The organism is Exiguobacterium abrahamii (assembly GCF_015645365.1).
GTDB lineage: Bacteria > Bacillota > Bacilli > Exiguobacteriales > Exiguobacteriaceae > Exiguobacterium_A > Exiguobacterium_A abrahamii.
Map to the genome: position 1 here is coordinate 1 of NZ_JADOYC010000002.1, position 19794 is coordinate 19794.

16 protein-coding genes, 15 tRNA genes and 1 rRNA gene are annotated in these 19794 nt (G+C 46.8%); 26 read left to right on the forward strand and 6 right to left on the reverse strand.

Annotation, left to right across the window (positions count from 1 at the left end; translation table 11 throughout):
* The first annotated feature begins 138 nt into the window (after positions 1-138).
* The 20 genes from rrf to ITJ88_RS09785 all read left to right on the forward strand — a co-directional run bounded on the left by rrf (position 139) and on the right by ITJ88_RS09785 (position 4603).
* Positions 139-254 (forward strand): 5S ribosomal RNA (gene rrf / locus ITJ88_RS09690).
* Between the two features lie 6 nt (positions 255-260).
* Positions 261-335 (forward strand) — tRNA-Asn (locus tag ITJ88_RS09695).
* Positions 336-361: 26 nt separating this feature from the next.
* Positions 362-452 (forward strand) — tRNA-Ser (locus ITJ88_RS09700).
* A 21-nt stretch (positions 453-473) separates the two neighbouring features.
* A tRNA-Glu gene (locus ITJ88_RS09705) sits at positions 474-548 on the forward strand.
* Positions 549-558: 10 nt separating this feature from the next.
* Positions 559-632, forward strand: a tRNA-Met gene (locus tag ITJ88_RS09710).
* Positions 633-640: 8 nt separating this feature from the next.
* Positions 641-716: transfer RNA gene (locus ITJ88_RS09715), tRNA-Asp, on the forward strand.
* A 7-nt stretch (positions 717-723) separates the two neighbouring features.
* Positions 724-799: transfer RNA gene (locus tag ITJ88_RS09720), tRNA-Phe, on the forward strand.
* A gap of 31 nt (positions 800-830) precedes the next feature.
* A tRNA-Tyr gene (locus ITJ88_RS09725) sits at positions 831-914 on the forward strand.
* 4 nt (positions 915-918) lie between these two features.
* A tRNA-Trp gene (locus ITJ88_RS09730) sits at positions 919-989 on the forward strand.
* Between the two features lie 9 nt (positions 990-998).
* Positions 999-1071: transfer RNA gene (locus ITJ88_RS09735), tRNA-His, on the forward strand.
* A 10-nt stretch (positions 1072-1081) separates the two neighbouring features.
* Positions 1082-1153 (forward strand) — tRNA-Gln (locus ITJ88_RS09740).
* A gap of 8 nt (positions 1154-1161) precedes the next feature.
* Positions 1162-1236, forward strand: a tRNA-Gly gene (locus ITJ88_RS09745).
* A gap of 6 nt (positions 1237-1242) precedes the next feature.
* Positions 1243-1316 (forward strand) — tRNA-Cys (locus tag ITJ88_RS09750).
* 36 nt (positions 1317-1352) lie between these two features.
* Positions 1353-1433, forward strand: a tRNA-Leu gene (locus tag ITJ88_RS09755).
* A 4-nt stretch (positions 1434-1437) separates the two neighbouring features.
* Positions 1438-1508 (forward strand) — tRNA-Gly (locus ITJ88_RS09760).
* A 38-nt stretch (positions 1509-1546) separates the two neighbouring features.
* A tRNA-Gly gene (locus ITJ88_RS09765) sits at positions 1547-1617 on the forward strand.
* Between the two features lie 89 nt (positions 1618-1706).
* Positions 1707-2867 (forward strand): tRNA epoxyqueuosine(34) reductase QueG, encoded by a 1161-nt coding sequence (gene queG / locus ITJ88_RS09770; protein ID WP_195865552.1) that lies wholly within the window; start codon positions 1707-1709, stop codon positions 2865-2867.
* Complete coding sequence (locus ITJ88_RS16430) at positions 2842-3321, forward strand: methylated-DNA--[protein]-cysteine S-methyltransferase (protein ID WP_195865553.1); 480 nt, start codon at positions 2842-2844, stop codon at positions 3319-3321. The genes queG and ITJ88_RS16430 overlap by 26 nt, the downstream gene beginning before the upstream one ends.
* 3 nt (positions 3322-3324) lie before the next feature.
* Positions 3325-3798 (forward strand): tRNA (uridine(34)/cytosine(34)/5-carboxymethylaminomethyluridine(34)-2'-O)-methyltransferase TrmL, encoded by a 474-nt coding sequence (gene trmL / locus ITJ88_RS09780; RefSeq protein WP_023467320.1) that lies wholly within the window; start codon positions 3325-3327, stop codon positions 3796-3798.
* A gap of 238 nt (positions 3799-4036) precedes the next feature.
* Positions 4037-4603 carry a DUF5366 family protein gene (locus ITJ88_RS09785; RefSeq protein ID WP_195865554.1) on the forward strand — a complete coding sequence of 189 codons (567 nt, stop codon included), beginning with the start codon at positions 4037-4039 and terminating at the stop codon, positions 4601-4603.
* A 1-nt stretch (position 4604) separates the two neighbouring features.
* Here the strand turns inward: ITJ88_RS09785 and ITJ88_RS09790 are convergent, their stop codons facing one another.
* Positions 4605-6380, reverse strand: coding sequence for a transglycosylase domain-containing protein (locus ITJ88_RS09790; protein WP_195865555.1), 1776 nt, complete (start codon positions 6378-6380; stop codon positions 4605-4607).
* 207 nt (positions 6381-6587) lie between these two features.
* Between ITJ88_RS09790 and ITJ88_RS09795 the strand changes: the two genes are divergently transcribed.
* Genes ITJ88_RS09795 through ITJ88_RS09810 form a run of 4 tightly spaced genes read left to right on the forward strand, consistent with a single transcriptional unit; the run spans position 6588 to position 12780 of the window.
* Positions 6588-7748 carry a glucose-1-phosphate adenylyltransferase gene (locus ITJ88_RS09795; protein WP_058265030.1) on the forward strand — a complete coding sequence of 387 codons (1161 nt, stop codon included), beginning with the start codon at positions 6588-6590 and terminating at the stop codon, positions 7746-7748.
* Positions 7749-7761: 13 nt separating this feature from the next.
* Positions 7762-8862 (forward strand): glucose-1-phosphate adenylyltransferase subunit GlgD, encoded by a 1101-nt coding sequence (gene glgD / locus ITJ88_RS09800; RefSeq protein ID WP_195865556.1) that lies wholly within the window; start codon positions 7762-7764, stop codon positions 8860-8862.
* Between the two features lie 14 nt (positions 8863-8876).
* The gene (glgA, locus tag ITJ88_RS09805) at positions 8877-10328 is read left to right on the forward strand and encodes a glycogen synthase GlgA (RefSeq protein WP_195865557.1); all 1452 of its coding nucleotides are present in this window, start codon (positions 8877-8879) and stop codon (positions 10326-10328) included.
* 28 nt (positions 10329-10356) lie between these two features.
* Positions 10357-12780: a glycogen/starch/alpha-glucan phosphorylase gene (locus ITJ88_RS09810; protein WP_195865558.1), complete on the forward strand. Its 2424-nt coding sequence runs from the start codon at positions 10357-10359 to the stop codon at positions 12778-12780.
* A gap of 41 nt (positions 12781-12821) precedes the next feature.
* Here ITJ88_RS09810 and ITJ88_RS09815 read toward each other — a convergent pair whose 3' ends face one another.
* Positions 12822-13640 (reverse strand): sulfurtransferase, encoded by an 819-nt coding sequence (locus ITJ88_RS09815; protein WP_195865559.1) that lies wholly within the window; start codon positions 13638-13640, stop codon positions 12822-12824.
* Positions 13641-13732: 92 nt separating this feature from the next.
* On the opposite strand from ITJ88_RS09815, the gene ITJ88_RS09820 reads away from it, so the two are divergent.
* Positions 13733-15469 (forward strand): phospho-sugar mutase, encoded by a 1737-nt coding sequence (locus ITJ88_RS09820; RefSeq protein WP_195865560.1) that lies wholly within the window; start codon positions 13733-13735, stop codon positions 15467-15469.
* A 138-nt stretch (positions 15470-15607) separates the two neighbouring features.
* Positions 15608-16504: an aldo/keto reductase gene (locus ITJ88_RS09825; RefSeq protein ID WP_195865561.1), complete on the forward strand. Its 897-nt coding sequence runs from the start codon at positions 15608-15610 to the stop codon at positions 16502-16504.
* Between the two features lie 188 nt (positions 16505-16692).
* Here ITJ88_RS09825 and ITJ88_RS09830 read toward each other — a convergent pair whose 3' ends face one another.
* The 4 genes from ITJ88_RS09830 to ITJ88_RS09845 form a co-directional block, all read right to left on the reverse strand.
* A complete protein-coding gene (locus ITJ88_RS09830; protein WP_023467331.1) occupies positions 16693-16881 on the reverse strand; it encodes a hypothetical protein in 189 nt (62 codons plus the stop codon).
* 142 nt (positions 16882-17023) lie between these two features.
* Positions 17024-17674: an amino acid ABC transporter permease gene (locus ITJ88_RS09835; RefSeq protein WP_023467332.1), complete on the reverse strand. Its 651-nt coding sequence runs from the start codon at positions 17672-17674 to the stop codon at positions 17024-17026.
* Positions 17671-18438, reverse strand: a complete 768-nt coding sequence (locus tag ITJ88_RS09840; protein WP_047396216.1) for a transporter substrate-binding domain-containing protein — start codon at positions 18436-18438, stop codon at positions 17671-17673. The genes ITJ88_RS09835 and ITJ88_RS09840 overlap by 4 nt, the downstream gene beginning before the upstream one ends.
* 163 nt (positions 18439-18601) lie before the next feature.
* A complete protein-coding gene (locus ITJ88_RS09845) occupies positions 18602-19708 on the reverse strand; it encodes an ABC transporter ATP-binding protein (protein WP_035409428.1) in 1107 nt (368 codons plus the stop codon).
* Positions 19709-19794: the final 86 nt, after the last annotated feature.

The window sequence follows — 19794 nt, forward strand, 5'->3', positions numbered from 1 at the left end:
GAGCTGAGTGATACTAATCGGTCGAGGCCTTGTTCTAGCAGATGCTTGTTGATGACTTCAGTTTTGAGGGCGCGAGCCTTTCAAAAAAATGAAAAAAAGTCTTGACGTTATGCGAACATAATGTTAAGATAATAAATGTCTGGTGGCGATAGCCAAGTGGTCACACCCGTTCCCATGCCGAACACGGAAGTTAAGCACTTGAACGCCGAAAGTAGTTGGGGGCTTCCCCCTGTGAGGATAGGACGCTGCCAGGCGATCGTTCCGCAATAGCTCAGCGGTAGAGCAACCGGCTGTTAACCGGTAGGTCGTAGGTTCAAATCCTACTTGCGGAGCCATTTATTACTTCTTCACCACGTACAATGGAGAGCTGTCCGAGTGGCCGAAGGAGCACGATTGGAAATCGTGTAGGCGTCAAAAGCGTCTCAAGGGTTCGAATCCCTTGCTCTCCGCCATCATCACTTTCAATTCATAATGGCCCGTTGGTCAAGCGGTTAAGACACCGCCCTTTCACGGCGGTAACACGGGTTCGAATCCCGTACGGGTCACCATTTATAGCGTCGCGGGGTGGAGCAGTCTGGTAGCTCGTTGGGCTCATAACCCAAAGGTCGTCGGTTCAAATCCGGCCCCCGCAATTACATACGGTCCTGTGGTGTAGCGGTTAACATGCCTGCCTGTCACGCAGGAGATCGCGGGTTCGAATCCCGTCAGGACCGCCATTGTTAAGGCTTTGTAGCTCAGTTGGTAGAGCAAAGGACTGAAAATCCTTGTGTCGGCGGTTCGATTCCGTCCAAAGCCACCATCTTTATTAACAACATGATTTTCCCATTTGTGGGGGGGTAGCGAAGTGGCTAAACGCGGCGGACTGTAAATCCGCTCCCTCGGGTTCGGCGGTTCGAATCCGCCCCCCCCCACCACCATAGGGGCATAGTTTAGCGGTAGAACTACGGTCTCCAAAACCGTCAGCGCGGGTTCGATTCCTGCTGCCCCTGTTTACCATGGCGATTGTGGCGAAGTGGTTAACGCACCGGATTGTGATTCCGGCATTCGTGGGTTCAATTCCCATCAGTCGCCCTCTTATTATTGGGCTGTAGCCAAGTGGTAAGGCACTGGATTTTGATTCCAGCACGCGAAGGTTCGATCCCTTCCAGCCCAGCTTTTCAAGCGGAAGTAGTTCAGTGGTAGAATACGACCTTGCCAAGGTCGGGGTCGCGGGTTCGAATCCCGTCTTCCGCTCCAATGAGTGGCGCCATAGCCAAGTGGTAAGGCAGAGGACTGCAACTCCTTTATCGTCAGTTCGATTCTGACTGGCGCCTCCAACTATTTCTCAATTAAATAGTTTTGCAAGAGATTGTGCCGGTGTGGCGGAACTGGTAGACGCGCACGACTCAAAATCGTGTTCCTTTGGAGTGTCGGTTCGATTCCGACCACCGGTATCTTGCGGGTGTAGTTTAATGGTAAAACCTCAGCCTTCCAAGCTGATGACGAGGGTTCGATTCCCTTCACCCGCTTTATACTTTTTACACAATCTGATGTTTCACCTGATCATGCGGGTGTAGTTTAATGGTAAAACCTCAGCCTTCCAAGCTGATGACGAGGGTTCGATTCCCTTCACCCGCTTACCAAAAAAGAGCAATGTGTCGTTTTCGCTGACACCTTGCTCTTTTTGTTTAGGAACGGGATTTTAACGAGGAAAGGAGTAGATCGTGATGGATGGTATGCAATTGAAATTGACTTTACAAGAGTACGCAGCAGAGATTGGGATCGATGAATTGAAGGTGACGACGGCTGATCCATTTCTTGTCTTAAAACGTCGCTTGCAAGCGCAACAAGAAAAAGGATTCGCTTCTGGTTTTGAAGAGCCCGATCTCGATCTTCGAACGACACCGTCTCTACTCGTTGAAGATGCCGCTTCGATCATTGCCATTGCGGTCGCGTATCCAAGTACTCTCAAAAATGCACCTCGTGGCAAGGAAGGGGAGCGACGGGGAATCTTTTGTCGATCGTCCTGGGGACTGGATTATCACCAAGCGTTGCGCGAACGCTTGACGTTACTTGAAGAAAAAATTCAAGAATTGAGTCCAGGTGCAAGGACACGCTCGATGGTCGATACAGGAGAACTCGTCGATCGTGCAGTAGCAGAACGAGCAGGTATCGGATTCAGTGGGAAAAACTGCTCGATCATCAGTGAGGAGCACGGATCCTATCTCTATCTTGGTGAACTGATTACAGATATCGTCCTACCGCCGGATCAGCCAGTCGAAGAATTATGCGGGACATGCAATAAGTGTATCGACGCTTGTCCAACGGATGCGCTTGTTGAACCTGGCGTCATCGACGCTAAACGGTGCATCTCGTTTTTGACGCAGACGAAAACACTACTACCAGAACCATTCCGAATGGCGCTTGGGAACCGTCTGTACGGTTGTGATACGTGTCAGCAAGTATGTCCGTATAACCGGAAGAAGAATGCGACACATCATGTTGAACTGCAGCCGGATCCAGAACAAGTCAAACCGCTCTTAGTTCCACTCTTATCCATGAGTAATCGTGAGTTCAAGAGCCGGTTCGGTACGTTGTCTGGCGCATGGCGTGGAAAGAAGCCGATTCAGCGTAATGCGATTTGTGCGCTCGTCCATTATCGAGACAAGAGCGCGATTGAGGCGCTACGATTGATGATAGAAACGGATGCCCGGGAAGACATGCGGGCACTGGCACTCTGGGCAGTCGGTCGGATTGGCGGAATTGATGAGAAGTCGTACATCGAATCACGTCTTTTAGCCGATATTGCAGTGGATGTGCAAACCGAAGGACAACGGTTACTTGAGGAGTGGGGGGAAGCAGATGCCATTTCAACAGCTCACTTATGAATTTGGTACCTTGCTCGTCGCATGGGAAAAAGAGCACATCGTGTATCTCGATTTTGGATTGAATGAAGAGCGTGCTCGAACCTATTTGCAAGAAGAAACCGACGACGGTGAATTACCGAAAGCTTGGCGCATGGCGTTTGATCGTTACGCAGTCGGCGATCGACAAGCGCTTGATGCACTTCCTTGTCAGTTGCATGTCACACCATTTGCAGAGCAAGTATTGCACGCTTTACAAACCGTTCCGTTTGGTCAGACGATCAGTTACGGTGAACTGGCTCGAATGATTGGGAAACCAAAGGCAGCACGAGCCGTTGGTGGTGCCTTGAACCGGAATCCGATTGCGTTAATTTATCCGTGTCACCGTGTCATCGGGGCGACTGGTAAACTGACGGGTTTTGCAAGTGGGATTGCCCATAAAGAAGCGCTTTTAGCGCATGAGATAGGAGAGAATTAAACCATGGCTATTCATGTCGTTATGTATCAACCGGAGATTCCTCAAAATACAGGAAATATTTCACGCACATGTGCAGCGACGCATTCCGTCCTTCACTTGATCCGACCGCTCGGCTTCTCGACGGACGATAAGCAACTTAAACGTGCGGGTCTCGATTACTGGGAATTCGTCGATGTCCGTTATCATGATTCGTTAGAAGAACTGTGGGAGAAGCATCCGGAAGGTATTTTCTACTATATTACGAAATATGGAGAACAGTACCCGAGCCAGATCGACTTATCGGATGTCGAACAGGATTATTTCTTCGTCTTTGGTCGGGAAACAAAAGGATTGCCGCTTGAAGTCATCGATGCGAACGCAGAGCGTTGTATCCGTCTACCCCAATCGAATCTCGTTCGTTCACTGAACGTCTCGAACACGGCAGCGATCATCGTCTATGAAGCATTGCGTCAGCAAGGATACGCAGGTCTTCTATAAAGCAAAAGCTCCATCCTGAATCAGGATGGAGCTTTTATGAATTATTCGTTACCTTCAGGTTTTTTGTTGTAGCCTGCAGTGAAGATTGCTGTCAAAAACGCAAGACTTACGCCGACCATTAAGATAAATGCCATTTTTGTTTCCCCCTTCAGTCTCTTGAACCGATATAATCTATTATAGTATACCTGTAAGTGAAATTGTGTGCTACATATGAATTTTCTATGAATGGAGACTCCACATGCGTACGAATGTTTACCTATTAAGTTATGCTCCGCTGATCAGCATCTTGTTATTTAGTACGTCCCTTGCGATTGCAACGACGGAACTTGCACTACATTGGCTCGATCAAGTCGGAGTGTACGATGAATTGTTACAACTCTTGACGGCACGCGATACGAAGCTTGTCGTTTGGCTCGGCTTTTTGATTGTCTACTTCATGATCTTCAGTTCATTGAAATTATTATCGGATACGATCAATCAGCTCGGTTTCGCCTTTTTCATCAAGGAACAAGAGGGAACGACACTCGGCATGTTACGTCCGGGAAGTATTTTGCTACTTATCGGAGGTTGTGTTAGCTTTGCCTTCATGACGTCCTTCTTGCATGTCGGAATCGTGTTGCTTGTGTCTTTTTTCATCTACTTCATCTTTTACACGATACAAATCAGTAAAATGACGAGTGCAGCAGGAGCCGTTGGTTTGATTATCTTTTCTTTCTTAGCCTGGGGTGTTCTGCTTGCTGGTCTATCCTGGGTCGGTCTGACTTTATTCAATTCGTTCGGGGAAGCGATTTTATTTCCGAGTTGATTTAAGGACGTAAAATCGTCGCCCACGTCTGGACCTGTAGCGTTGCATTTGCCTCAACAGGGAAGGGACGTGGGCGATCTGCCCCTAGCCAAATCCCTCCGATATGTTGATTCTTGATGCCAACGAACCACATATCCTTATTGTCGTTCGTTGTTCCTGTTTTTCCTCCGATATAGCGCGCAGAGGAATCATATCCTTTGCGTCCCGTTCCATACGTCATGACATTTTTCAAACCAGCCCGTAATTCCCGGTTCGTCTGACTGGACCAAATCCGTTGTTCCTTTTCTTGTGGTCGTTCGACCGTTCCATTCTTAAGCGTAATACTTTTAATCATCGACGCCGGTCGGTAGAGCCCATCATTAACGAATACGGTATAGGCGTTTGTCAGTTCATACGGACTGATTCCGTATTGCAACCCACCTAGAGCACTCGTAAACGCATCATCCTCGCGCGTCCATTGGCTGAACTGGAACGGACGGATCGACTTCAATCCTTCCCGGAAAGAGACAGCAAATGCGCGAATCGCTGGTGTGTTATAGGAGTAAGCAATCGCATCGGCAATCGTTACTTGTCCGAGAATTCGATTTCCGCTATTTGACGGACAGTATCCATCGATACAGACGGGACTACCGTCTAATGTGCTCGATAAGCGGGCTTTCGTCTTCTCAAGGTAAGGACCATAGACAAGTAACGGTTTGATGGCTGAACCAGGTTGTCGGTACGACTGCACTGCTCGGTTGAACTGACCTGTCAAATTCGATTTGTAGCCGACAAGAGCGGTGACCCCGTGTGTTTGTCCGTCGATGCCAACATAAGCACCCTCAATCGGGTTGGGTAGATTGCGAAGAGCTTCCTTAGCCCGTCGTTGTTCTGCTGAGTCGAGATATGTCGAGATGACCGCCCCTTGTTGATGCAGATATTCTGCAGCACGCTTCTCACTCCAACCTTTTTTTTGAGCGGTCATCCGAACCGCAGCTTGAACGGTGGCATCGATATAATCTGGATAAGGGACACTCGGTTTATAGGATCGAGGCGACACACGAGAAATAGCAAAATCTTTCGTCAGTACACGATCGCGTATTAACGCTTGAACGATTCGTTGCTGACGTTTTTTTGTGTTTTCAGGAAAGCGTAGCGGGTCATAAAGAGAAGGATTGTTCGGAATTGCTGTCAGAAAACTGATTTCAGACCAACTCAACTCGCGTGCCGGCTTATTGAAATATGATTTTGCGGCAAGTTCAATACCATAAATATTATTCGCGAAATAGGCTTGATTGACATACGCCGTCATCAGTTCTTTTTTTGAATATTTTTGCTCCAAAGACACAGCAATTAACAACTCTTTTATTTTCCTAGTATATGTTTTTTCGTTTGATAGATACGTCATTCTTGCTAGTTGTTGTGTGATCGTACTGCCACCTTGAGATTTAGAATCCGACTGATTTTTTGTAAACGCGCGTAAGATTCCTGTGATGTCATATCCGTCATGTTGATAGAAACGCTGATCTTCGATGGCAACAAACGCTTGCTCGATTTTTTTCGGCAATGTTCGAGGAGTTAGATCATCCCGTCGCAATCCGTCATAGAGCTCGACCCGTTTGTTTTCATAGGTTACGGTGATTGGTTGATAGGAGGTCAGTGGATGTCGCGTCGTCTGTTCATCGGCCCAGAAAAAAAGTGTACGTGCTGTTTTCAACTCATCTTTTATTGAAAATAAGGAAAATAGAAGCATCGTCGCAAGACCAAGTAAGACAAGATATCCTGTAGTAATTCGCATGAGAACTCCTTTCAAAAAGCCATTTCATTCCTATTATCGGTCTTTTATGGAGAAATCAATAGATTTTTTTTCGATTTTTGTATTTTAATAAACCTATTTTGCAGGAATGTTATATTAAAAAGAGAAAAGATTGGGTATATAGAAGTATCTGTGGATTTTTACAACGCGAATTGTCTGAAAAAAAAGAGCATAAATGGAGGGGACGAAATGGCTAAAAAGAATGTCGTTGCGATGTTACTTGCAGGCGGAGAAGGGAAACGTCTGGGAGCTTTAACGAAACATACTGCAAAACCAGCTGTTGCATTTGGAGGAAAGTACCGGATCATTGATTTCCCGCTATCGAACTGTACGAACTCAGGAATCGATACAGTTGGTGTATTGACGCAATATGAACCACTTGAATTAAACCGCTATCTCGGAATCGGGAGTGCATGGGATTTAGATCGACGTAACGGTGGTTTGACGATTCTACCTCCTTACCAGGCGCAAAACGGAAAGAACTGGTATGAAGGAACGGCAAATGCCATTTATCGAAACATGAGTTACATCAACCAATTTGACCCTGACTATGTTCTTGTCTTATCAGGCGATCATATTTATAAAATGGATTATGAACAGATGATTGAAGAGCATCGTCTTGGCGGAGCGGACGTGACGATCTCCGTTCGTGAAGTGCCGTGGGAAGAAGCACCACGGTTCGGAATTCTCAACACGGATGATGATCTCCGGATTAATGAATTCGAAGAAAAACCACAGAATCCAAAGTCGAATCTTGCATCGATGGGAATCTACGTCTTTAACTGGGATGTATTAAAACGTCATTTGATTCAAGATGCTGGTGATGCGGAATCAAGCTTTGACTTCGGTAAGAACATCATTCCGAACATGCTCTTTGAAAACCTCAATATTCGAGCTTATAAATTTAAAGGATACTGGAAAGATGTCGGAACGATTCAATCGCTCTGGGAAGCGAATATGGACTTGTTGACGGCAGAACCAGAGTTTGATTTATATGATCCTTCTTGGAAAGTCTATTCGGTCAACCCGAATCAGCAACCACAATATATCGGGAATGCTGCGACAGTCGAGACATCGATCATCAATGAAGGATGCCATATCGAAGGTGAAATCAATCATTCGGTTCTCTTCCATGGTGTCGACGTAGCAGAAGGATCACTCGTCAAAGACTCGGTCATCTTCCCGAACGTCAAAATCGGACGAGACGTCACGATTCATCGGGCAATCTTAGCAGACGGTGTGATCGTAGAAGATGGTGCAACGATCGGCTCTCCAGACGGAGAAGTTTTCGTCATTGAAGCAGACAGCATCGTCAAGAAGAACGAAGTCATCAAAGAAGCGATTCAATAAGGGGGATATTCGGATGAAGGTCGATTTATTAGGTGTCATCAATTTAAGCGGAGAAGAAGGCTTTTTCAAGGAATTGACGGAACATCGTAACTTAGCGGCAGTTCCATTTGCAGGACGTTATCGGTTGATCGATTTTACATTAACGAACATGGTACAAAACGATATCGCAAACATCGGGATTTTTACACTCGAGAAATATCGTGGAATGATGGACCATCTTGGATCGGGTAAAGAGTGGGATCTTGACCGTTCAAACGGTGGACTCTACATCTTCCCGCCTGCATTGTCACAAGATGCGAACGAGTTCCGTGGAGATTTATCGAACTTCCACCTCCACCGTGACTTCTTCCTTCGCAGTAAGGAAAACTATGTCGTCGTTTCTGGTTCAAACATCTTATCTGCTGTAGATTATCGCGATGTGTTACGCGAACATAAAGAATCGAATGCGGACATCACGGTCGTCTATACGAAGCGTGAGTTGCCTTGTAAATACTGCCGTCCGATCCGTTTTGGCGAACAGAACCGCGTGACGGCAATCGGATCACGAGGGTTCCAACCGACGGATGAGACGTTCTACATGGAAACGGTCGTCCTATCGAAGAATCTCTTTGTTCGTTTAATCGATGAAGCCATCGCACGTGGTGAGTACGATTTACTTCAAAGCATCATTCGTTCGCAGCTCAATCGCTTGCACGTTCACGGGTATGAGTACCGTGGTACATCACAAGTCATTCATTCGCTTCGTTCGTATTACCGTGAAAGCATGCTGTTACTTGAACAGTGGGGAGCAATCAACGACTTCCAACACGTTTATACGAAAATCAAGCATGAACCACCGACGCGTTACTTACCGGGTTCTGCCATCAAGAACTCACTCGTCGCAAACGGTTGTAAGTTAGAAGGCACGACGACGGATAGTATCTTGTTCCGTGGTGTCAAAGTCGGAAAACACGCTCGCATCAAGAACTCGATCATCATGCAAAAATCAGTCATTGAAGAAGGCGCGGTCGTCGAGTACGCGATTCTCGATAAAGAAGTCACTGTCAAACGCGGTCAAGTCATCCGCGGAACGGCAGAAGAGCCAATCGTCATCAAAAAACAAACAATCGTTTAAAGGAGATGTCATTCATGAAGGTATGGTTTGCTGCCACGGAAGCGACACCCTTCATCAAGACAGGGGGGCTAGCTGACGTCGTCGGCTCGCTCCCCTTAGCGCTTGCTGAGGAAGGGGCAGACGTTTCAGTCGTCTTACCCAATTATGGTCAAATCAAGGAACAATACAAATCAGAGATGGAGTTCTTGTTCGACTTCATCGTGCCAGTCGGTTGGCGCCAGCAATTTGGTGCCGTCCTCCGATTGAAACAAGATGGTGTGACGTTCTATTTCATCGATAATGAGTACTACTTCAAACGGGATGGCGTCATTTATGGACATTACGATGATGCGGAACGGTTTGCCTATTTCTCACGTGCCGTCCTTGAGATGATTCAACACCTGGATCGAAAGGAAGTACCGGACGTCATCCATTGTCACGATTGGCAAACAGGCGTGATTCCAGCGTTCCTACGCATCCATTATCAACACTTAGAGCGCTATCAAGACATTAAAACGGTCTTTACGATTCACAATCTACAATACCAAGGTGTCTTCCCGGAAGAAGTGCTCGGTGACTTACTTGGTTTGAGTCATGAACATTTCACAGCGGATGGGATCGCTCACAACGGTCTCGTCAATTACATGAAGGCAGGGCTTGTCCACTCCAATCAAATCACGACAGTCAGTCCATCGTACCGTGATGAAATCATGGATCCCTATTACGGTGAGACACTTGAGCCGGTTCTGCAACATCGCGCTGTCGACGTGCGTGGCATCTTGAACGGGATCGACTATCGTCAATTTGATCCTGCGCAAGATACGCATCTCGTTGAGACATATTCCGTTGATACCGTCACGGAAGGAAAAGCAAAAAACAAGGCGGCCTTACAAGAGGAACTAGGTCTCCCGATTAATCCGGACGTACCGTTGTTCGGTTTCGTATCTCGTCTCGTTGACCAAAAGGGAATCGATTTACTCGCGCATATCTTGCCAGACTTGTTCGAACTCGATGCGCAGTTCATCATTCTCGGATCGGGTGAAGCGGAATATGAAGGATTGTTCTATCATGCGACATCGATTCGTCCAGACAAAATCGCTTCTTATATCGGATTTGACGTTGGTCTCGCACAACGGATCTACGCGGGCAGTGATGCCTTCTTGATGCCGTCGCGTTTTGAACCGTGTGGTCTCAGTCAGTTGATTTCGATGAAGTATGGCTGTTTACCGGTCGTTCGGGAAACAGGTGGGCTCCGTGATACGGTCAAACCGTTCAATCAGTTCACATTAGAAGGAAATGGATTCTCGTTCGCGAATTATAATGCACATGAGTTTTTAGAAGCGATTAAACGTACGATTGAGGTGTATCATGATCGACCGGTCTTTGATCATTTGATTGAGACAGCGATGAATGAGGACTTCAGTTGGTTGCGTTCAGCCGACGAATACTTGGCGTTATATCGTTTGATTGCACCGTCCGCCACTTGATCGTATCACTGGGAAAAGGGGTTACGTCATGTTCAAAGATAAAGAGAAGTTCAAGGAGAGGTTTACGGAACGATTCGTTTCGATGCATGGTAAAGCCATAACGGAAGCAACAGAAAACGATATCTATCAGACACTTGCCTATCTGGTACGCGAGACGGTCACGACCGATTGGTTACGGACGAAGGAAACATATATCCATAAAAAAAGTAAGCAAGTCTATTACTTCTCACTCGAGTTTTTACTCGGACGTTTCCTGCATAACAATCTATTGAGTCTTGATGTCTTAAAGGATGTGGAGCGGGGACTGGAAGAACTCGGATATCAGCTCAGTGATTTGACGGAAGAAGAGCCGGAACCTGGACTTGGGAACGGGGGTCTCGGACGTCTCGCGGCGTGTTTCCTTGATTCCCTTGCTGCGCTCGGTCTTCCTGGACACGGAAACGGGATCCGGTATCAGTATGGTCTCTTCAAGCAAAAAATCATCGATGGTTATCAAGTCGAGTTACCGGATAACTGGCTGAAGAACGGAAACATGTGGGAAATCAGACGTTCTGATAAAGCGGTCGATGTGCCATTCGGTGGACACGTTTGGCTTGAAGAGGTCGGTGATGGATATCGCGTCCATCATGAACCGGCTGAAATCGTCCGTGCTGTTCCGTACGATATGCCGATCGTCGGCTATCAAAACAAGGTTGTTAATAACCTGCGACTCTGGAGTGCTGAGTCTCCACTTGATGATGATGAATTACTTAGCCAATACCGTGGAAACTATAAGGATTTACTGGCACATAAACAGTCGATTCAGACGATTTCAGAGTTTCTGTATCCGGATGATACGACGCATGAAGGAAAAGAGTTGCGTCTGAAGCAACAATACTTCTTCGTCTCTGCTGGATTACGGAGTATCTTGACGTCCTTTAAAAAGCGAAATCATTCACTGAAGCAACTCGGCAACCATATCGCCATCCATATTAATGATACGCATCCGGTCGTCGCGATTCCGGAGTTGATGCGGATCCTTATCGATGAAGAAGGATTTGGCTGGGAAGAAGCATGGCGGATCACGAAGAGTGTCATGTCGTTTACGAACCACACGTTACTGTCAGAAGCACTCGAGCGCTGGCCGATTGATTTGTTCCGTCGCTTGTTACCGCGCATCTACCTCATCATCGAGGAAATCAACCGACGCTTCTGTAAGGATGTGCTTGCGAACTATCCACACATGGAAGCGCATATGCGAGATATCGCCATCATCGCGGATGACCGGATCAACATGGCGAACCTGGCTGTCGTCGGCACACATTCGACGAATGGAGTCGCGCAGATTCATACGGAGATTCTGAAGCAACGCGAGATGCGCTTATTTTATGAGATGTTTCCTCTTCGCTTTAACAATAAGACGAACGGAATTACACATCGTCGCTGGTTCCTCTCATCAAACCCAGCACTGGCAAATCGTGTGACGGAAGCAATCGGGGATAGTTGGATTCAGCATCCGTCCGATTTGCAAAAGTTGACGAAATGGGCAGAGGATCCAGCATTACAGAAGGACATCGCCGAGATCAAACTTCAGCGTAAAGAAGAACTAGCATTACTCATTGAAAAAGAAACCGGGATCGTCGTGGATCCGACCTCGATTTTTGATGTTCAAGTCAAGCGATTGCATGCGTACAAACGTCAACTCTTGAATGCGTTACACATTCATTCGCTTTACTATCGTCTGAAGGAAGACCGTTCCTTCACGATGACACCGCGGACATTCATCTTTGGTGCAAAGGCTGCGCCAGGCTATCATTATGCAAAAGAAGTCATTCGTTATATCAATGCGTTAGCTCGCTTGATCAATCAGGATCCAGACGTCAGTCCATACTTGAAAGTCGTCTTCCTAGAAAACTATCGAGTATCGCTTGCTGAGAAGATTTTCCCGGCAAGTGACGTCAGTGAACAGATTTCGACTGCAAGTTATGAAGCCTCTGGAACCGGCAACATGAAATTCATGATGAATGGCGCCTTGACGATCGGAACGCTTGACGGAGCAAACATCGAAATTCGAGACGAGGTCGGGGATGCGAACATCTTCATCTTCGGCTTAACACCGCAGGAAGTCATGAATTATAAGCAGTACGGTGGTTACAGTGCATACGATCAATACAGTGCCCAACCCGAGCTACGACGGATCATTGATAGTCTCGTCGATGGAACAATATTTGCTCCAGGTGAATTCCAAGCGATTTACGATTCGTTATTGACGTATAATGATGAGTATCTGATCCTGAAAGACTTCATGTCGTATCAACAAGCGCAGGAACGAATCGATCGGATGTATCAGCAACCAGAAGAATGGTATAAACGCGTCATTCTTAATATTGCACGGTCAGGTGTGTTCTCAAGTGACCGAACGATTAAAGAGTATGCGAATGCGATTTGGAACATCAAACCGATTCAACTCTGAACAAAAAGACACTGACAGATGTTTCTGTCAGTGTCTGATACTTACGAACGGGAGACATCTTCACCACGGCTGACCCAATCACTATAAGAGCCGGCGTAAAGCCGGACATCGGTTTTCCCGAGTGAATGGAGAGCGATGACATTGACACACGCTGTCACACCACTTCCACAATAGAGGATAGGGGCTGTGACCGGTAGGATGTCGGCGTACAGTTCTTTCAAATCTTCCGCGTCCCGTAAGCGACCATCTGGTGAGAGTGCTTGCTCAAAGAAACAATTCACGGCACCTGGGATGTGGCCGGCGACGTGATCGAGTGGTTCGATTTCTCCACGGTATCGATCGGGTGCACGGGAATCGATGATCATCGTTTCTGTCAGCTGATGCTTTAGCTCTTCGAACGAGACGAGCATCTCATCTTGAAAACGAGGCGCGTACTGAGACGGTTCATAAGTAGGGACGTCGTCCGTGACCGGAAGATCGAACGCTAGGTAAGAGGAGAATCCGCCCTCAAGGACTACGACACGCTCATGTCCGATCCATTTAAATAACCACCAGGCACGAGCGGCATACGGAAAACCATCGTCATACAAGACGACGAAGTCTTCCGGTGTCACACCATGCTGTTCCAGTGTGTGTTGCCACGCTTCTTTTGAAGGAAGCGGATGCCGACCGCCGACCTCATCGACGGGACCGGAAAGGTCAGTCGTTAAATCCAGGTGCTGTGCACCTTCGACGTGTTGTTCCAAGAAAGCATTTCGTCCATATTCAGGTTGTTGCAAGTCATATCGGCAGTCAAACCAGCGAATCTGATCCGTTCGGACGAGCTGTTGAAGATCTGCCATTTGAATCGTAGGAAACATGCCTCATCACCTTACCCTTTCTAGTGTTAATCATATGAAAGGTATCGCTTCATCGCAAGTCTTACCCTCATTCAAAAAGGAGTCGATTTACCATGTCATGGAAAGAAACCTATCAAAAATGGGATCAGTTCGCTGATTTAGATAGCACATTAAAAGAAGAGTTAGTCACGTTAGCAACGGATGAAAAAGCAGCCGAAGAAGCATTCTATAAAGAACTCGAATTCGGAACAGGTGGTATGCGTGGGGAAATCGGTGTCGGAACGAACCGGATGAACGTATATACGGTCCGAAAAGCATCACAAGGGTTCGCAGCATTCATTAAGGCGTCGGGGGAAGAAGCGGCAGCAAAAGGAATCGTCATCGCACACGATTCACGCCATTTCTCACCAGAATTTGCGCTAGAGGCGGCACGTACGCTCGCAAGCAACGGCATCAAAGCGTATCTGTTCGACGGTCTACGTCCGACACCGGAACTTTCGTTTGCGGTTCGGTCTTTACAAGCGGCGGGCGGGATCGTCATCACGGCAAGTCACAACCCACCAGAGTACAATGGCTACAAAGTATATGGGGATGACGGTGGACAACTTCCGCCAAAAGAAGCAGATGAACTCGTTTCTTATGTCAGCCAAATCGAAGATGAGCTATCGATTGAACTGGAGCAAGAAGAAGTCCTTCGCGCGAACGGTTTGATCGTCCGTGTCGGAGAAGAGCTCGACGAAGCGTATCAAGACAAATTACAAACGATTCGTGTTTTACCTTCGATTCAATCGCAATTAGCGGATCCACTTAAAATCGTCTTCACACCACTTCACGGAACAGGTCTTGTGCCGGTAACAGAAGGCTTGAAACGGTATGGATTCGAACACGTGACAGTCGTTAAGGAGCAAGCGGAACCAGACGGTGCGTTCCCGACCGTGACGTCGCCGAACCCGGAAGAACATGCTGCCTTTAAACTGGCGATCGAATATGGTGACCGGACAGATGCCGACATCTTGATTGCGACGGATCCAGATGCTGACCGTGTCGGAGTCGCAACACGTGATGCCGACGGAGAATGGACAGTCCTGACAGGGAATCAGACGGGCGCGTTATTGCTCGACTACATCCTTTCACAAAAAGCGGCGCAAGGAACACTGCCAGCGAACGGATTCGTCGCGAAGACGATCGTTACGTCGGAACTCGGCGCGTTGATTGCGCGTCATTATGATCTCCATGTCGAGAACACATTGACAGGCTTTAAGTTCATCGGGGAAAAAATCAAACAATACAATGCATCGGGTCAATATGAGTATCTCTTCGGATACGAGGAGAGCTATGGTTACCTCATCGGTGACTTCTGCCGAGACAAGGATGCCGTCCAAGCGTGCTTGTTAGCTGCTGAGATGGCTGCGTACCATAAGAAAGAAGGACGGACGCTCTATGAGGCGTTACAGGCGATTTACGAGCAGTTCGGGTACTTCGAAGAGTCACTCCGCTCTCTAACGCTCAAAGGGAAGGATGGCGTGGCACAGATCGGGCGTATCATGGATACGTTCCGTGAGAATCCGCCAAAACAAGTGGCTGGAGAACAGGTCGTTTTATTCGAGGACTATGATGCGAGCATCGCCCACGATTTGAAGACGCATCAACCTTCACCAATCAACTTGCCAAAATCCAACGTACTGAAGTTTACGCTCAGCGATGGATCGTGGTTCTGCCTTCGTCCATCGGGCACGGAACCAAAAATCAAATTCTACTTCAGCGTCACGTCACCAGATGCTGCTGAGACGACACGAAAACGTCAGCAGATCGAAGATGAAGTCATGCAAGAAGTCGAACAAATTCAATAAGTCCCATGCAGGATCACGTCATCGACGGGGTCCTGTTTTTTTGTCTCAGAGCATCAAAAAGTGAAATCCGTGCAACCGGTACCATTTTGAGGTACAGTAAACGAGATAGAGTTTATACGATAGAGGAGTGGAAGATAGATGGAACGGATTCAACTAACAGAAGATTTATCATTCTCACGCATCATTCATGGTTTATGGCGATTGAGTGAATGGGAGATGACGAAAGAAGAGCGGCTTGAATTGATTGAAGCATGCCTTGCTTTAGGGATTACGACGTTTGATCACGCGGATATCTATGGTGACTACACGAATGAACGCTTATTCGGAGAAGCACTTGCTTTAAAACCGGAGTTACGTGACCGAATGGAGATCGTTACGAAGACGGGCATCAAGATGAAAGGGAATCATTTCTCGGATCAGTCGCTGTCATTCTACGATACGACGAAAGAGCATATCATCAAACAGGTGAACCGTTCTCTGCAAGAACTCGGTGTCGAGTACGTGGATACGTTGTTGATTCACCGTCCAGATCCATTGATGGACCCGAACGAGATTGCTGAAGCATTCGTAGAGTTGAAGGACGCAGGAAAGGTACGGACATTTGGTCTCTCAAACCATACACCTGCGCAACAAAGTCTGATTCAGTCGCGCTTACCATTCATGCTCGTGACGAATCAACTCGAGTTGTCGGTTTCTGAACTGAAACATTTCGAGGACGGATCCGTTGATCTCTGTCATGAGAATGAGATGCCGTTAATGGCATGGAGTCCACTTGCGGGCGGTCGTCTCTTCAAAGATGAGCAATATGCACCGTTACGCGAAAAATTAGCTGAGATTGCAGAGACGATCGGGGCAGAAGAAATCGACGAAGTCGCATATGCATGGTTGCTTAAACATCCAGCACGTATCATGCCAATCGTTGGTTCGGGTAAGATTGAACGCATCGAATCTGCGGTTCGTTCGACGAAATTATCGTTGACACGCGAGCAGTGGTTTGAGATTTTGAAGGCATCACGTGGTCGTGACGTCGATTAAGTGGTTTTGAGACAGAAACGAATCGATTCGTACGTGTGCCATTAATAAAACAAAGTGAGAGGTTCGTTTCTGATATATCATCCGGAAGCGTTCCTCTCTTTCGTTTATGAACAGAGTGTTCTTTCTATTTAAAAATAAACAAAAAAAGCCCCATCTCAAGGGGGAGGAGAGATGGGGGATCTATGAGGTTAAGCTTCTAAGCGAAGCATCTCCTGACGGTATTTATCTAAACGATCTTTACTTGCTGACATGGCAGCTTGGTCATTGGCTTGAATCGCATCGAAGAGCGTACTGAGCTCATAATCGATTTCGAGACGTAGCACTGGAATTCGCTGCTCTGCATCTTGTCTACGGAAAGCTTCAATTACTTGTTTCATCTCGGCCACGCTCCTTTGTAAGTTGTCAGATAATTCTGATTTTTATTAGTATACTTGATTATTCCCGGATTGCCTAGTGCTAAACCTAAAAAAATCTAAAAAAAACACACTTGAAATCCTGACGGTTCCAAGTGTGGAAAATTCATTCTGGAATGCTGAATCGTGCCTCTAAGCGATGTTGAACACTTTGAATGAGTGTTGACATGATCCAGTAAATCGCAGCTGAGAATAGCAGCAACGGCATGACGAGATACGTCGTCGCTGAAATCTGGTCAGAGACATATGTCAATTCTTCAACAGCAACAATCGTACCGAGTGATGTCGACTTGATGATATCGATGACAGAGTTCGAAAGCGGTGGAATCGCTCGAGATAATGCTTGCGGCAAGATGACATCCTTGAATGTCTTACGACGCGGAATACCGAGCGAATCAGCTGCTTCCCATTGTCCACGATCGACAGAGGAGATGGCAGCGCGGAACGATTCTGAGATATACGCAGAAAAGTGAAGCGATAAGCCGAAGGCAAGAGCTTGGAATCCAGTCAATTGAAGGACAACGAGACCATTGTATAAAATCAGGATTTGTAACAACAATGGTGTTCCTCGGAAGAAGGAGACGTATAAACGTGCAAAACCGCTAAAGACGGCAAGGCGGCTATCACGCATGACGGCAAGAATCAACCCGAGAATAAGCGCAAAGACGATGGCGAGACCACTTGCAAGAAGGGTCGTACCAATCGCCTTTGCGTAGACGTCCGAGTTATCCCGAACAATCGTCAGTAATTCACTCACTTACTGATATCCTCGTTGAAGTACTTCTCACCGATTTTTGCAAGAGTGCCGTCTTCTTGCATCTCAGCGAGTGCTTTGTTGAAGTCTTCTGTATACTTGCTGTTTTTCGCCATCATGAAGCCTGATTCGTTCTTGTCGAACGTCTCACCGACCGCTTTGACTTTATAGCCTGCTTTCTTCAGCTCCGTCAAGACGAAGAGACGATCGTTCATGGCAGCATCAACACGACCTGCTTCAAGATCTTTTAAGACTTGGTTCGCACCTTTGTAGTATTTCACTTTCGCACCAGCTTCTTCAGCCGTTTTAGCATAGAGTGAACCTTGTGTCGAACCGACTGTCTTTCCTTTTAAGTCGTCGAGTGTTTTGATGTCATTTGTCTTATTGTTGACGATGATCGTTGAACCAGAGACCGTATACGCATCAGAGAAAGCGTATTTTTCTTGGCGCTCAGGCGTGATTCCCATTTGGTTCGCGATGACATCGATTCGTTTTGAATCGAGTGCTGGGATGAGTCCTTTGAAGTCCATCGCTTTGTAATCGACTTTATAGCCGGCACGTTTTGCGACTTCGTTCATGACGTCTACGTCATAACCTGTCAATTTTCCTTTTTCTTTATACGTGAAAGGTGGGTACGTTGCTTCTGTACCGACTGTAATGACTTTTGACTCTTTATCAGAACCTGCGTTGTCGTTCGAAGCGCCGCATGCTGCAAGCACCCCCGCTGTTGATAATGCTGCTACAGCTAATTTCAAACCGTGTTTCATAGCGCTCTCTCCTTTATAAATAAATGATTTCAATTCCTAGTTTTCGAATAGGATTAATTTTAAGCTACAAGCAGTATCATACAAAGTTACAGGAACGTCTGTCAATAAAAAAGACTGCCCTTAAAAGGACAGTCTGAAACATCGGAACTGATTAATGATGCGATTAACGGATCGTTGCTTCTGTTGAAGCATCGAAGAAGTGTGCTTTCGTCATATCGAAGAAGAGATCAAGCTGCGATCCCATCTCGACGTGTGAACGAGAATCAACACGTGCCGTGAACGCTTGTTGTCCGACTTTTGAGTAGAGGTAAGACTCTGCACCCATCAATTCGGAGACTTCGATATGTGCTGGGAAGCGGTGTGCTGTTTTCGTATCTTGATAGATCAATTCCGCATGGATGTCCTCTGGACGAATTCCGAGGACAAGATCCTTGTTCGTGTAACCACGGTCGCGGAGAACTTTCATTTTTCCTTCTGGTACTTCAAACTTCTCTTCTGTTCCTGAAACATGGAAGAGACCGTCTTCCGCTAGTTTACCTGTCAAGAAGTTCATCGATGGTGAACCGATGAATCCGGCGACGAACATGTTATCCGGGTGATCATAGACTTCTTTCGGCGTACCGACTTGTTGAATGATACCCGCTTTCATGATGACGATTCGTGTCGCAAGCGTCATCGCTTCCGTCTGATCGTGCGTAACGTAAATCGTTGTCGTCTCAAGACGTTTGTGTAACTGAATGATTTCCTTACGCATTTGTACACGCAATTTAGCATCTAAGTTCGAGAGCGGCTCATCCATCAAGAAGACTTTAGCATCACGAACGATGGCGCGACCAATCGCTACCCGTTGACGCTGACCACCAGAAAGTGCTTTTGGCTTCCGCTCGAGATACTCTTCAAGACCAAGGATACGAGCTGCGTTATCGACGCGTTGCTTGATTTCATCTTTTGGGAACTTCCGAAGCTTTAATCCGAACGCCATGTTATCGAAGACGTTCATGTGTGGATACAGCGCGTAGTTTTGGAAGACCATCGCGATATCGCGATCTTTTGGCGCTACATCGTTCATGCGTTTACCGTCGATGATGAAATCCCCACCTGAGATTTCTTCAAGTCCAGCGATCATCCGGAGCGTCGTTGATTTACCGCAACCTGATGGTCCGACGAAGACGATGAATTCTTTATCTTTAATGTGAAGGTTGAAGTCATCAACCGCTTTTGCATCACCTGAGTAGATTTTATCGATATGTTCAAGACGAATTTCAGCCATGTGTAGTTCCCCCTAATGTAAATGATGAAATAATAACGCTTACAAGATTTAGTATAAAAGAAGTCAGGGAGTCTGCCTATGGACAA

Bases quoted from the DNA above. Each gene is read 5' to 3' on its own strand.
- queG (WP_195865552.1), top strand. From the start codon at position 1,707: ATGGATGGTATGCAATTGAAATTGACTTTACAAGAGTACGCAGCAGAG.
- ITJ88_RS16430 (WP_195865553.1), top strand. From the start codon at position 2,842: ATGCCATTTCAACAGCTCACTTATGAATTTGGTACCTTGCTCGTCGCA.
- trmL (WP_023467320.1), top strand. From the start codon at position 3,325: ATGGCTATTCATGTCGTTATGTATCAACCGGAGATTCCTCAAAATACA.
- ITJ88_RS09785 (WP_195865554.1), top strand. From the start codon at position 4,037: ATGCGTACGAATGTTTACCTATTAAGTTATGCTCCGCTGATCAGCATC.
- ITJ88_RS09790 (WP_195865555.1), bottom strand. From the start codon at position 6,380: ATGCGAATTACTACAGGATATCTTGTCTTACTTGGTCTTGCGACGATG.
- ITJ88_RS09795 (WP_058265030.1), top strand. From the start codon at position 6,588: ATGGCTAAAAAGAATGTCGTTGCGATGTTACTTGCAGGCGGAGAAGGG.
- glgD (WP_195865556.1), top strand. From the start codon at position 7,762: ATGAAGGTCGATTTATTAGGTGTCATCAATTTAAGCGGAGAAGAAGGC.
- glgA (WP_195865557.1), top strand. From the start codon at position 8,877: ATGAAGGTATGGTTTGCTGCCACGGAAGCGACACCCTTCATCAAGACA.
- ITJ88_RS09810 (WP_195865558.1), top strand. From the start codon at position 10,357: ATGTTCAAAGATAAAGAGAAGTTCAAGGAGAGGTTTACGGAACGATTC.
- ITJ88_RS09815 (WP_195865559.1), bottom strand. From the start codon at position 13,640: ATGTTTCCTACGATTCAAATGGCAGATCTTCAACAGCTCGTCCGAACG.
- ITJ88_RS09820 (WP_195865560.1), top strand. From the start codon at position 13,733: ATGTCATGGAAAGAAACCTATCAAAAATGGGATCAGTTCGCTGATTTA.
- ITJ88_RS09825 (WP_195865561.1), top strand. From the start codon at position 15,608: ATGGAACGGATTCAACTAACAGAAGATTTATCATTCTCACGCATCATT.
- ITJ88_RS09830 (WP_023467331.1), bottom strand. From the start codon at position 16,881: ATGAAACAAGTAATTGAAGCTTTCCGTAGACAAGATGCAGAGCAGCGA.
- ITJ88_RS09840 (WP_047396216.1), bottom strand. From the start codon at position 18,438: ATGAAACACGGTTTGAAATTAGCTGTAGCAGCATTATCAACAGCGGGG.
- ITJ88_RS09845 (WP_035409428.1), bottom strand. From the start codon at position 19,708: ATGGCTGAAATTCGTCTTGAACATATCGATAAAATCTACTCAGGTGAT.